This is a genomic window from Paracoccus sp. MC1854 (genome assembly GCF_014164635.1).
In the GTDB taxonomy this organism is placed as follows: Bacteria; Pseudomonadota; Alphaproteobacteria; order Rhodobacterales; family Rhodobacteraceae; genus Paracoccus.
Genome location: NZ_JACJFU010000025.1, coordinates 25,139 through 35,886 on the forward strand (window position 1 = coordinate 25,139; position 10,748 = coordinate 35,886).

Genomic DNA, 10,748 nt, shown 5'->3' on the forward strand with positions numbered 1-10,748 from the left:
CGTTGGGGGAAGACATGGCGATCGCGCTGACCATCGCGGGGTCTGACAGCGGTGGCGGGGCCGGTATCCAGGCCGATCTCAAGACATTCTCGGCGCTGGGCGTTTATGGCGCCAGCGTCCTGACCGCGATCACCGCGCAGAACACCCGCACCGTGACCCGCGTGGAAGGCGTTTCTCCGCAGATGATCCGCGCCCAGATCGAGGCCGTCTTCGACGACCTGGACATCGGCGCGGTGAAGATCGGGATGCTGGGGACCGCGGCCTCTACAAGGGCCGTGGCCGAGGCGCTGGAAGGGCGCAGGCTGCCGCTGGTCCTCGATCCGGTGATGATCGCCAAATCGGGCGACCGGCTGATCGAGGATGACGCCATCGCCGCCCTGCGCGATCTGCTGATGCCGCGCGCCACGGTCCTGACCCCAAACCTGCCGGAAGCCGCGCGGCTGCTGGGCCGCACCGTGGCCGGGGACACGACCGAGGCCGAGGCGCAGGGACGGACGCTGTCTGCGCTGGGCAGCGAATGGGTGCTGATGAAGGGCGGTCATGCCGAGGGCGAGACCTGCACCGACCTGCTGGTCGGCCCCGAAACCCGCACCTTCACCGCGCCGCGCATCCGCACGAAGAACAGCCACGGCACCGGCTGCTCGCTGTCCTCGGCCATCGCGGCGGGGCTGGCGCTTGGCCGGCCGGTCCCCGAGGCCGTGGAACGCGCTCATCAGTGGTTGCAGGGCGCAATCGCCGCCGCGGACAGCCTGCGGGTGGGCAGCGGCCATGGTCCGGTGCATCACTTCCACGAATGGTGGACGGCGTGACCGGGCGCTTCACCATCCTTGGCGCCGGGGTCATGGGGCTGGCGGTCGCGACGGAACTCGCCTCTCGCGGTCATGCCGTTGCGCTGGTGGACCCGGCGCTCGGACCCGGCGGGCACGGCTGTTCCTGGTGGGCGGGCGGGATGCTCGCGCCCTTCTGCGAATTCGAAAGCGCCGAGGAGCCGGTCCTGCGCCATGGCCGGGCCGTTATCGACTGGTGGGAGAGCCACACGGGCGGCGTTACCCGAAACGGCACGCTTGTGGTGGCGCTGGGGCGCGACCGGGCGGAGCTGGACCGCTTCGCCCGCCGCACCGAGGGCTTCGAGGTTCTGGGCGCCGACCGCATCGCCGGACTGGAACCCGATCTGGGCGACCGCTTCGACCGCGCCCTGTTCTTTGCGGCCGAGGCGCATCTGGACCCGCGCGCCGCCATGGCCGCGCTGCAGTCCGGCCTGATGGCGCGGGGCATTGCCGTCGCGGCGGAACTGCCCGGGGACGCGGGCGAGGTCATCGACTGCCGCGGCCTTTCCGCCCGCGACATCCTGCCGGACCTGCGCGGGGTCCGGGGCGAGATGCTGGTGCTGCGCTGCCCCGAGGTGAAACTGTCGCGGCCCGTCCGGCTTTTGCATCCGCGCGTTCCCATCTATCTTGTTCCCCGCGGCGACGGAGTCTTCATGCTGGGGGCAACGATGATCGAAAGCGACCGGCGCGGCGTCGTGACCGCGCGCTCGGTGCTGGAACTGCTCAGCGCGGCTTATGCGCTGAACCCGGCCTTCGGCGAGGCCGAGATCCTCGAACTGGGCGCTGATGCGCGCCCGGCGTTCCCCGACAACCTTCCCCGCATCGGCCGTGCCGATGGCCGCCTTTACGCCAATGGCCTTTACCGCCACGGCTATCTGCTTGCGCCCTCGGTCGCCCGGCAGCTTGCCGACCATATCGAGACGGGCGAGAAACCGGAGTTCTGGCATGAAACTGACGATCAACGGTGAAACGAAAGAGATCGAGGCGGCCACCGTCGCCGAGGCGCTGGCCGTGCTGGACCTGGGCGATGCAAGGGTCGCGACGGCGCTGAACGGGCAGTTCGTCCCAGCGGACGCACGACCGGGGACGGAACTGTCGCCCGGCGACACGCTTGAGATCCTGTCGCCGATGCAGGGAGGCTGAGATGCCGGTCTTCTACGGCAAGTCCATATCCTCGCCGATGATGCTGGGCACCGCGCAGTATCCCAGCCCGGCGATCCTGGCCGCGGCCTTCAGCGCCTCTGGCGCAGGCGTCGCCACCGTCTCGCTGCGCCGGGAATCGGGCGGGGGGCAGGACTTCCTGCGCCTGATCGAGAAACTGGATGTCGCGCTTCTGCCGAACACCGCGGGCTGCCACACGGTGAAGGAAGCCGTGACCACCGCCCAGATGGCGCGCGAACTGTTGCGGACGAACTGGATCAAGCTCGAGGTCATCGGCCATGACGACCTGCTGGCCCCCGATGTCTTCGCACTGGTCGAGGCCGCGCGGGAACTGTCCTCTCAGGGCTTCAGGGTCTTCCCTTATTGCACCGAGGACCTGTCGGTCTGCGACCGGCTTCTGCGCGCCGGATGCGAGGTGCTGATGCCCTGGGGGGCGCCCATCGGCTCGGGGCTGGGGCTGAACAACCCGCTCGGCCTGCGGGCGCTGCGGGCGGCCTTCCCGGACGTGCCGCTGGTGATCGACGCCGGCATCGGGCGGCCGAGCCACGCGGCGGCGGCCATGGAGATGGGCTTCGACGCGGTGCTGCTGAACACCGCCGTCGCCAAGGCGGGCGACCCGGTGACGATGGCCCACGCGATGGCGCAGGCGCTCGATGCCGGCCGCGCGGCCTTCCTTGCCGACCCGATTGACGAGCGCGAGATGGCGACGCCCTCGACGCCCCTGATCGGCAAGGCGTTCCTGCAGTGATGCAAGGGTTGCCGCCCTTCTATCCGATCTTCGATTCCGCCGAGTGGATTGCGCGGGCGCTGGCGGTGGGCACGCGCATGGTCCAGCTTCGCATCAAGGATGCACCCGAGGATGCGCTGCGGGCCGAGATCGCGTCGGCGCGCGACCATGCCCGCACGGCGGGGGCGATCCTTGTCGTCAACGATCACTGGCGGTTGGCCATCGAGCTTGGCTGCGACTGGCTGCATCTGGGGCAGGAGGATCTGGACGAAGCCGACCTGCCCGCGATCCGCGCCGCCGGGCTGCGGCTGGGCCTGTCCACCCATGACGATGCCGAGCTTGATCGCGCCCTGTCGCTGCGGCCCGATTATGTCGCGCTCGGCCCGGTCTGGCCCACGATCCTGAAGAAGATGCCATGGGCGCCGCAGGGGCTGGACCGCGTGGCGGAATGGAAGCGACGGGTGGGCGACGTGCCGCTGGTCGCCATTGGCGGCTTGACCCCCGAACGGGGCCGGGCGGCGCTGGATGCCGGGGCGGATGTCGTCTCGGCGGTGACGGACATCACGCTGAATCCTGATCCCGACATGCGGATGCGGGAATGGCTGAGGGCGGTGGCATGAGCGCGGGCGCGCCCCAAGACGGGGGTTTCACACACCCCCTCGGGCCTGACGGCCCCTTCCTCGCTGAGAACAGTCCACCGGACTGTTCTCCGGGCGCTCGGAACCCCCGTGGGATACTTCTCGAAGAAGAACGGCATCTGCGCCAGATGATCCTGCCCGAGGTGGGCGAGGCGGGACAGGCGCGGCTGCGAGGCGCGCGGCTTCTCGTTGTCGGCGCGGGCGGGCTCGGATCGCCGGCGATCATGTATCTGGCGGGTGCAGGCGTGGGGGCGCTGACCATCGTCGATCCCGACGTGGTCGAGACGACCAACCTGCACCGCCAGCCGATCCATGCCGGACGGGTCGGGTGGAACAAGGCCGACTCGGCGCGGGCCTTCGTCGCGGCGCTCGATCCCGGCGTGTCCGTGACGCCTGTGCTGCAGATGCTGAGGCCTGCGAACGCCGCGGCGCTGGTCGCCGGCATGGATGTTGTGCTGGACTGCGGCGACAGCTTTGCGATGAGCTACATCCTCTCGGACGCCTGCATGGCGGCGGGGGTGCCGCTGATCTCGGCATCGGCGCTGGGGCTGACGGGCTATTGCGGCGGCTTCTGCGGCGGGACGCCGAGCCTGCGTGCGGTGTTCCCCGACCTGCCCGAGCGGGCGGCGACCTGCGCGACCGCCGGTGTGCTTGGCCCCATTGTCGGGATGCTGGGCACCACGCAGGCGCAGATGGCGCTAGCGGTGCTGCTGGGGCTGGAGCACTCGCCCCTGGGCCAACTGGTCACGCTGGGGACGGGCCTGCGCTGGGGCGGCTTCCGCTTCGACGGTGCGCCCGAGCCCGAGGGCGGCTTCCGCTTCATCGACACCAGCGACATCCGCGAGGGCGACTTCGTGCTGGAACTGCGCGGAGAGGACGAGGCCCCGACGCCCGTCCATCCCGCCGCCCTGCGCGCCGACCCCGCCGCCCCGCCGCAGCCGCCGGAAGGAACGCGCGCCGTCATCGCCTGCCGGTCGGGCCTGCGGGCATGGCGGGCGGCCCGCATCCTTGCGGCCTCGCATCCCGACATCGTCCTGATCGCCACCGGAGACCGCTGATGAAGCACCTTCTGACAGCCGCGCTGATGGTGCTGGCCACGCCTGCGCTGGCGCAGGACAGGCTGACGCTGATGCTCGACTGGTTCGTGAATCCCGACCACGCCCCCATCGTGATCGCGCAGGAACGCGGCTTCTTCACCGATGCCGGGCTTGAGGTCGAGATCGTTTCCCCCGCCGATCCTGCCGACCCGCCCAAGCTGGTGGCGGCGGGCCGCGCCGATCTGGGGATCAGCTACCAGCCGCAACTGCACCTTCAGGTGCATGAGGGACTGCCCTTGCGCCGCGTCGGCACCCTGATCGGGATGCCGCTGAACTGCCTGATGGTGCGCGCGGACGGGCCGGTTCAGGAAGTGACCGATCTCAAGGGCCGCAAGATCGGCTATTCGGTCGCCGGGGTCGAGCAGGCGCTGGTCTCGGCCCTGTTGGCGACCGAAGGCATGACGCTGGACGATGTCGAGATGGTCAACGTCAACTGGGCCCTGACCTCGGCGCTTCTGTCGGGGCAGGTGGACGCCACCATCGGCAGCTACCGCAATTTCGAGGTGACGCAGATGCGGCTGGCGGGCGGCGAGGGCCGCTGCCTGTTCCTTGAGGAAGAGGGCCTGCCTGCCTATGACGAACTGATCTTTCTGGCCAATCCCGAGCGCATGGACCTTGACCGGGTGAACCGCTTCCTGTCCGCCTTGGAACGCGGCACGCAGTTCATGCTGAACCACCCTGAGGAGGCGCGCGAGATCTTCGCGGACCACGCCCCCGACCTGTCGGACGAGCTGAACACCCAGGCGTGGGAGGACACCTTTGGCCGCTTCTCGCTGTCGCCTGCCGCGCTGGACCACGGCCGCTATCGCCGCTTCGAGCAGTTCCTGCTGGACGCCGGGCTGATCGACGAGGTCTGGCCGGTCGAGCGGCTCGCGCTCGATCCGGGGACGGCGGAATGACGTATTATGGCCGCAGCTTCGCCGCATGGCGCACATCGGCTGATGCGTGGGACGACTATGTGCGCCATCCCTTCGTGCAGGGCTTGGGCGACGGGACGCTGCCGCGCGACGCGTTCCTGCGCTATCTGGTGCAGGACTACCGCTTCCTGATCCACTTCAGCCGCGCCTGGGCCTTGGGCGCGGTCAAGGCGGGGACGCTGGCCGAGATGCGCGCCTGCATCGCCACGGTGGATGCGCTGGTCAACCACGAGATGCCGCTGCACATCCGTCTCTGCGCCGAGGCTGGCATTACGGCGGACCAGCTTGAGCGCACGCCCGAGGCGCCCGAAAATCTCGCCTATACGCGCTATGTGCTGGAAGCGGGCTACAGCGGCGATTTCCTCGACCTGCTGGCGGCGCTCGCGCCCTGCGTGCTGGGCTATGGCGAGATTGGCGCGCGGCTTGCCCGGGAAGGCGCGAACACCCCCTACCGCGACTGGATCGAGACCTATGCGGCCGAGGATTATCAGCGTACCTGCCGCGAGGTCGGAGCACTGATCGACGGTGCCGTGGCCGCACGTCTGGGTGATGCGCCCGAGACGCTGCCGCGCTGGGGCGGGCTGGCGGATCACTTCGCCACGGCAACGCGGCTCGAAGCGGCGTTCTGGGGGTTGGGTCGGGCATGACCCCGGCCACCCCGCGGGTCTCGGGCGAGGTGCCGGGGCTGTTCGGGCCGCTGGCGCTGGCGCTGGAACCAGGGCGGCTGACCTGCCTGCTGGGGGCCTCGGGCGTCGGCAAGTCCACGCTGCTGCGGCTGCTGGCCGGGCTGCCGACAGGGGTCGAATTCAGGGGCGAGGTCTCAACCGTCTCCTGCGCGCTGATGGGGCAGGACGCGGGGTTGTTTTCCTGGCTGACGGTCGCGCAGAACGTGGGCCTCGGCTCGCGCCTGCGGCGGCAGCGCGGCGATCCCGCCCGCGTCGCCACGCTGATCGAGGCCGTTGGGCTGGAAGGGTTGGAGGACCGCCTGCCCGCGCAGCTTTCAGGCGGCCAGCGGCAGCGGGTAGCGCTGGCCCGCACACTGGCCGAGGACCGGCCGCTGGTGCTGCTGGACGAGCCCTTCTCGGCGCTGGATGCGCGCCTGCGGCTTGAAACCGGCGACATGGCGGCGGCGCTGCTGCGGGACAGGACCGTGCTGATGGTCACGCATGACCCCCCCGAGGCCGCGCGCTTGGGCGACCGCATCGTGGTCATGACACCCGGGGGCCTGCACGACCACCCTGCCCCGCCCGGCCCCGTGCCGCGCCGCCACGACGCGCCCGAGGTGCTGGCCGCGCAGGCCACCCTGACGGACAGGCTGCTCGCATGAGGGCGCTGCTTGCCATTGCCGCCGCCCTGCTGCTGTGGGAGGGCTTCGTGCGCGTCACCGCCCTGCCCCCATACCTTCTGCCCGGACCACTTTCGGTCGGAACCGCCCTGTGGGAATCGCGCGCCGAGCTTGCCCCCGCGGCGATGCTGACGGCGTGGGAGACGGTGCTGGGTCTGGCGTTGGGCGCGACGCTCGGCATCGCCACGGCGGCGGCGATGGTGGCCTTCCCGCGCCTCGGGCGCGCGCTGTCGCCCGCGCTGGTGGTCAGCCAGACGATCCCGGTCTTCGCGCTGGCCCCTATCCTGACGCTATGGCTGGGCTTCGGCATGGCGCCCAAGGTGGCGATGGTGGTGCTGATCGTCTTCGTGCCCGTGACGCAGGCGCTTTATGACGGGCTGATGTCGCCGCCCGCGGCGCAGATGGACGTCGTGCGGACGATGGGCGCAGGCCGCTGGGCCGAGTTGCGCCACCTGCGTTTCCCGGCGGCGCTGCCCCGGCTGGCATCCGGGCTGCGGCTGGGCGCCATCTATGCGCCGGTCGGCGCGGTCATCGGCGAATGGGTCGGCGGCGCGCGAGGCTTGGGCGCGCTGATGATCCAGGCAAACGGGCGAATGAAGACCGACCTGATGTTCGCGGCCTTGATCGTCGTCGTGGCGATGTCGCTGACGATCTACACCATCGTTGACCGGACGCTTGCGCGGATGCTGGAGAGGCGCGGGTTCTGATGTGAAAGGGATGGGGTTTGTCCCCGTCTTCGCCCTTATCGTGGCCCTCCTCAGCAGAAGCGGCCTCTCGGACCCATCCGACGCCAAGGCAGCCACAAGGGCTGCTTCCTGGCCCGCCTTCTGGCCGATCGGTTGGAAGGCCACGGACATTTGTCAGCCCTCCGAGAAAGTTGCAGACGGTCTCACATGATACCGGAGGAGGCCGAAGGCCTCGCGGGGACAGACAGCCCCCGCAAGGCAGCGGCAAAAGAGAACGTCAGCCGCCCGCAACCTCGGCTGTGGTGGCGGCCTTCTGCAGGGCGGCGGCGATCAGGCGGGGGATGTCGCCGATCGTGCCGATTGGAGGCGTTATGGGGCCGTGCCCGTGCCAGCCTTGTGGGATGTCCTCGATCGTATGGCCGCCGTTGGTGGCGAAGAAGGGCAGGCAGACGGCGGGGCCTTGGGGCACGACATCGGAGAGGAAGGGCGCCTCCTCGATGAAGGCGGTGGTGACATGGGCGAAGCCCGCGCCACCCGGCAGCGCCTCTGCAAAGGCGCGGGTGCTGTTGGCAGAGGCGCGTGACCCCTTGGACCCATGGCCCACCACGACCAGCGTGGCACCTGCCGGGTCGATCCTCGCCGCCCGCGCCGCATCGCGGGCGGCCTTCGCGCCGATGACCGGCATTTCGGGGTCGAGCCCGAGTGGCGCGATCAGCTGCGCCCCCTCGACCCCGGCCTCTGCCAGTCGGCGGGGCGTCTCGCTGCGGACGAACCAGCCGTCGGCCATGAACTGCGGGAAGATCAACTGCACGCCCGCAAGCGCCGAAAGGCTGCGGCGGCAGGCAAGCGTGGCGCCCCGCACCGTCCAGCCCGGCATCAGCGCCTGCACCTTTTCGGCCAAAGCCTCCAGTTCGGGCTGCAGCGCGCCGGGATCGCCGGGTTGGCCATGGGCGACGATAGCGGCAAAGGGGGTGCCGGCGGGCTGGACCGGACCGGCGCCGGTCGCGCAGCGGCAGCCTTCGCAGGGGGGCGCGAGGTCGATCATCTTGCGTCCTCAAGCTCGAAGGCGGCGGCGAATTGCGCGGGCATCGGGAACTCGGTCAGCGCGCGGAGGCGGGCCTCGGGCGACATCTTGCGGGCGGTCTTCTGGACGATCACCAGCAGCGCGTCGGGTTCCTGCGTGGTGGCGAAATCGCCGAGATAGTGGCGGATGAAGGTAAAGCAGGCCACGTCCTCCAGCGCCTGCACGGCCGGGTCGCGCTTGATGCCTTCCTTCCGCAGCATCCGGCCGGCGTGGTCCACCTGATCCTCGGGATAGCCCGCATCGCGCATCAGGCCCATGACGCGCTCGGCATGGCGGCGGCCCTGTTCACGGCGCCAGGTCAGGTAGCCCTCGCGCCCTTCGGGGAAATCCTGGCGCGGCAGCAGCCAGCGCTCGATATGCTGGCCGCGGCAGGCGATGGCCAGGGCGTCGGTGGCGTCGGGATGAAGCCGCTCCTGCTCGGCCGTCATCCGCTGGCCGTAGAGCAGCTCGACCGGCTGGCCGTCTTCCAGCCGCGGATCGGCGGCATTGGCGGCGTCGATGGCGGCGAAGACCTGCTGGCGTGGCGTCATGCTGCGTTCCCTTGCGTTGCGTCCAACAGGTGCCACGGCGGCGCGGGCTTGCCAAGCCGCCCCCCGGCGGGAATACCGCGCCCAACAGGAAAGGTCCGTTCCATGCTGGGTTTCGTCGCCCCCCGCCTCGTGCTGCTGTCGATCCCCAAGACCGGGACCACCGCGCTTGAGGCCGCGCTTGCGCCGAAGGCCGAGATCGTCCTGCGGTCCCGCCCAGAGATCAAGCACCTGACGATGAGCCAGTACAACCTGCGGATCGAGCCCCTGCTGCGGAACATTCCCGGCCCCCGCTTCCGGGTCGCGGCGGTGGTGCGCGAGCCGATCTCGTGGCTGGGAAGCTGGTATCGCTATCGCCAGCGGCCGCAGACGCTGGGCCAGCCGAACAGCACCATCGGCATCAGCTTCGAGGGCTTCATCCAGGACTACCTTTCAGACGAGCGCCCGCCTTACGCGGCGCTGGGGCGGCAGTCGGGCTTCCTGTCCCCTGCCCCGGGCAAGCGCGGGCCGGACATCCTGTTCCAGTATGAACGGATGGACGAGGTCCTCCGCCACTTCAAGGAGGTGCTGAAGACCGAACTGAGGCTGAACCGCGTCAATGTCTCGCCCACCGCGGACATGACCCTGTCCGAAACCACCGCTTCCCGGCTGCGCGAGGTGCTGGCGGACGACTACGCCCTGTGGGAATCCGCCGCCCGGCCTGCGCCGTAAAGCTTCTTCGCCCGCTCCTCGAAGGCGCGGACGATGCGGTGCATCGCCTCGCCGAAGACGACGCCGATCACCTTTCCGAGAAGGGCGCTGCGGAACTCGAAATCCACGAAGAACCCGACCTCGCAGCCGCCCTGGGGGCGGTCGGCGAACGTCCATTCGCTGTGCAGATGGGTGAAGGGGCCGTCCAGGTAGCGGGTGTCGATGCGCTTTTCGGCCGGAAACAGCGTGACCCGGCTGCCGAAGCGTTCGCGGAAGACCTTGAAGCTGATGACCAGATCGGCCTCGATCACCTCGGAGCCGTCGGGCTGCTGCTGACGCGAGCGGATGCGGGCCGCGGTGTTCCACGGCAGGAACTTCGGATAGCTTTCAACATCCGCGACGAGGTCATACATCTGCTGCGCGGTATGGGGCAGCACTCTGGTTTCGGCGTGGCGGGGCACAGGCGGTCCTTTGGCGTCAGGCGGGGCTTGTCTAACAGAGGTCGAGCAGGATGAACAACATGATCTGGCTGATGCGGGCCGCGCGATGGGTCCGCAATCCGCCTTCGGCGCGCCAGGCGGCAATGGTCGCGGCCATTGTGGCGGTTGTGGTGGCGATCGGGACGATCGAGTGGATGGGCTGGGTACCCGACTGGGCGCAGATGGACCGCCCCGGCCACGGTGGCCCGCGCGTGCCGATGCCCTGACGCGCTGCTCTAGCCTCGGCGTCCTGCGTCGCAAAGCACAAGCACGCCACAGGCGTCGCTAGCTGTTCAGTCCCATTGTTTCTGAGCGCTCGACATGGATCAGAACTCCGCAAGGAGTTCTGATCCATGAGCAACCTTTTCTGGCTGTCCGCGGGGGGCAGGTCAGAGCGCTTGAGGCCTTTCTTTCCGAAAGGCCATGGCAAGCCCCGGGTCGATGACCGGCGCTATGCCGATCGCAAGGCACGGCAGAAGTAGGTCGTCCTTCCTCCCTGCACAGAGAGCCTTTGCCCGGGCGGCTTGACCGACCGGCGAAGTCACCTTCCCGATCGCGGACATGACTGCT

At 69.5% G+C, this 10,748-nt stretch carries 15 protein-coding genes and 1 pseudogene; 13 read left to right on the plus strand and 3 right to left on the minus strand.

Going from position 1 to position 10,748, the window contains the following annotated elements:
- Positions 1–14 precede the first annotated feature (14 nt).
- From thiD to H5395_RS14270, 10 genes are all read left to right on the plus strand, one after another.
- A complete protein-coding gene (thiD, locus tag H5395_RS14225; protein ID WP_182793234.1) occupies positions 15–809 on the plus strand; it encodes a bifunctional hydroxymethylpyrimidine kinase/phosphomethylpyrimidine kinase in 795 nt (264 codons plus the stop codon).
- The gene (gene thiO / locus H5395_RS14230; protein ID WP_182793235.1) at positions 794–1,795 is read left to right on the plus strand and encodes a glycine oxidase ThiO; all 1,002 of its coding nucleotides are present in this window, start codon (positions 794–796) and stop codon (positions 1,793–1,795) included. Before thiD ends, thiO begins: the two co-directional genes overlap by 16 nt.
- Positions 1,773–1,970 carry a sulfur carrier protein ThiS gene (thiS, locus tag H5395_RS14235; RefSeq protein ID WP_182793236.1) on the plus strand — a complete coding sequence of 66 codons (198 nt, stop codon included), beginning with the start codon at positions 1,773–1,775 and terminating at the stop codon, positions 1,968–1,970. The genes thiO and thiS overlap by 23 nt, the downstream gene beginning before the upstream one ends.
- A 1-nt stretch (position 1,971) precedes the next feature.
- Entirely contained in the window at positions 1,972–2,736 is a 765-nt protein-coding gene (locus H5395_RS14240) for a thiazole synthase (protein ID WP_182793237.1), read from the plus strand.
- Entirely contained in the window at positions 2,736–3,335 is a 600-nt protein-coding gene (locus H5395_RS14245) for a thiamine phosphate synthase (RefSeq protein WP_182793250.1), read from the plus strand. Before H5395_RS14240 ends, H5395_RS14245 begins: the two co-directional genes overlap by 1 nt.
- Before the next feature lie 146 nt (positions 3,336–3,481).
- Positions 3,482–4,411 carry a HesA/MoeB/ThiF family protein gene (locus H5395_RS14250; protein WP_182793238.1) on the plus strand — a complete coding sequence of 310 codons (930 nt, stop codon included), beginning with the start codon at positions 3,482–3,484 and terminating at the stop codon, positions 4,409–4,411.
- The gene (locus H5395_RS14255; RefSeq protein ID WP_182793239.1) at positions 4,411–5,349 is read left to right on the plus strand and encodes an ABC transporter substrate-binding protein; all 939 of its coding nucleotides are present in this window, start codon (positions 4,411–4,413) and stop codon (positions 5,347–5,349) included. Before H5395_RS14250 ends, H5395_RS14255 begins: the two co-directional genes overlap by 1 nt.
- Positions 5,346–6,014 carry a thiaminase II gene (gene tenA, locus H5395_RS14260; RefSeq protein ID WP_182793240.1) on the plus strand — a complete coding sequence of 223 codons (669 nt, stop codon included), beginning with the start codon at positions 5,346–5,348 and terminating at the stop codon, positions 6,012–6,014. The genes H5395_RS14255 and tenA overlap by 4 nt, the downstream gene beginning before the upstream one ends.
- Positions 6,011–6,694: an ABC transporter ATP-binding protein gene (locus tag H5395_RS14265; RefSeq protein ID WP_182793241.1), complete on the plus strand. Its 684-nt coding sequence runs from the start codon at positions 6,011–6,013 to the stop codon at positions 6,692–6,694. The genes tenA and H5395_RS14265 overlap by 4 nt, the downstream gene beginning before the upstream one ends.
- Entirely contained in the window at positions 6,691–7,419 is a 729-nt protein-coding gene (locus tag H5395_RS14270) for an ABC transporter permease (RefSeq protein WP_182793242.1), read from the plus strand. The genes H5395_RS14265 and H5395_RS14270 overlap by 4 nt, the downstream gene beginning before the upstream one ends.
- Positions 7,420–7,675: 256 nt before the next feature.
- Here the strand turns inward: H5395_RS14270 and H5395_RS14275 are convergent, their stop codons facing one another.
- Both H5395_RS14275 and H5395_RS14280 read right to left on the minus strand, forming a co-directional pair.
- Entirely contained in the window at positions 7,676–8,443 is a 768-nt protein-coding gene (locus H5395_RS14275; protein ID WP_182793243.1) for a cobalamin biosynthesis protein CbiX, read from the minus strand.
- Complete coding sequence (locus H5395_RS14280) at positions 8,440–9,012, minus strand: DUF4202 domain-containing protein (RefSeq protein ID WP_182793244.1); 573 nt, start codon at positions 9,010–9,012, stop codon at positions 8,440–8,442. The genes H5395_RS14275 and H5395_RS14280 overlap by 4 nt, the downstream gene beginning before the upstream one ends.
- A gap of 102 nt (positions 9,013–9,114) precedes the next feature.
- On the opposite strand from H5395_RS14280, the gene H5395_RS14285 reads away from it, so the two are divergent.
- Positions 9,115–9,720 (plus strand): gamma-glutamyl kinase, encoded by a 606-nt coding sequence (locus tag H5395_RS14285; protein ID WP_182793245.1) that lies wholly within the window; start codon positions 9,115–9,117, stop codon positions 9,718–9,720.
- Here H5395_RS14285 and H5395_RS14290 read toward each other — a convergent pair.
- The gene (locus H5395_RS14290) at positions 9,681–10,160 is read right to left on the minus strand and encodes a type II toxin-antitoxin system RatA family toxin (RefSeq protein ID WP_182793246.1); all 480 of its coding nucleotides are present in this window, start codon (positions 10,158–10,160) and stop codon (positions 9,681–9,683) included. The genes H5395_RS14285 and H5395_RS14290 overlap by 40 nt on opposite strands.
- A gap of 50 nt (positions 10,161–10,210) precedes the next feature.
- Here H5395_RS14290 and H5395_RS14295 point away from each other — a divergent pair, with 50 nt between their 5' ends.
- Together H5395_RS14295 and H5395_RS14300 are read left to right on the plus strand one after the other, a co-directional pair.
- Positions 10,211–10,405, plus strand: a complete 195-nt coding sequence (locus tag H5395_RS14295) for a hypothetical protein (protein ID WP_182793247.1) — start codon at positions 10,211–10,213, stop codon at positions 10,403–10,405.
- 126 nt (positions 10,406–10,531) lie between these two features.
- A pseudogene (locus H5395_RS14300) lies at positions 10,532–10,630 on the plus strand (IS5/IS1182 family transposase); the annotation flags it as partial.
- Positions 10,631–10,748 lie beyond the last annotated feature (118 nt).

Bases quoted from the DNA above. Each gene is read 5' to 3' on its own strand.
- thiD (WP_182793234.1), top strand. From the start codon at position 15: ATGGCGATCGCGCTGACCATCGCGGGGTCTGACAGCGGTGGCGGGGCC.
- thiO (WP_182793235.1), top strand. From the start codon at position 794: ATGGTGGACGGCGTGACCGGGCGCTTCACCATCCTTGGCGCCGGGGTC.
- thiS (WP_182793236.1), top strand. From the start codon at position 1,773: ATGAAACTGACGATCAACGGTGAAACGAAAGAGATCGAGGCGGCCACC.
- H5395_RS14240 (WP_182793237.1), top strand. From the start codon at position 1,972: ATGCCGGTCTTCTACGGCAAGTCCATATCCTCGCCGATGATGCTGGGC.
- H5395_RS14245 (WP_182793250.1), top strand. From the start codon at position 2,736: ATGCAAGGGTTGCCGCCCTTCTATCCGATCTTCGATTCCGCCGAGTGG.
- H5395_RS14250 (WP_182793238.1), top strand. From the start codon at position 3,482: ATGATCCTGCCCGAGGTGGGCGAGGCGGGACAGGCGCGGCTGCGAGGC.
- H5395_RS14255 (WP_182793239.1), top strand. From the start codon at position 4,411: ATGAAGCACCTTCTGACAGCCGCGCTGATGGTGCTGGCCACGCCTGCG.
- tenA (WP_182793240.1), top strand. From the start codon at position 5,346: ATGACGTATTATGGCCGCAGCTTCGCCGCATGGCGCACATCGGCTGAT.
- H5395_RS14265 (WP_182793241.1), top strand. From the start codon at position 6,011: ATGACCCCGGCCACCCCGCGGGTCTCGGGCGAGGTGCCGGGGCTGTTC.
- H5395_RS14270 (WP_182793242.1), top strand. From the start codon at position 6,691: ATGAGGGCGCTGCTTGCCATTGCCGCCGCCCTGCTGCTGTGGGAGGGC.
- H5395_RS14275 (WP_182793243.1), bottom strand. From the start codon at position 8,443: ATGATCGACCTCGCGCCCCCCTGCGAAGGCTGCCGCTGCGCGACCGGC.
- H5395_RS14280 (WP_182793244.1), bottom strand. From the start codon at position 9,012: ATGACGCCACGCCAGCAGGTCTTCGCCGCCATCGACGCCGCCAATGCC.
- H5395_RS14285 (WP_182793245.1), top strand. From the start codon at position 9,115: ATGCTGGGTTTCGTCGCCCCCCGCCTCGTGCTGCTGTCGATCCCCAAG.
- H5395_RS14295 (WP_182793247.1), top strand. From the start codon at position 10,211: ATGAACAACATGATCTGGCTGATGCGGGCCGCGCGATGGGTCCGCAAT.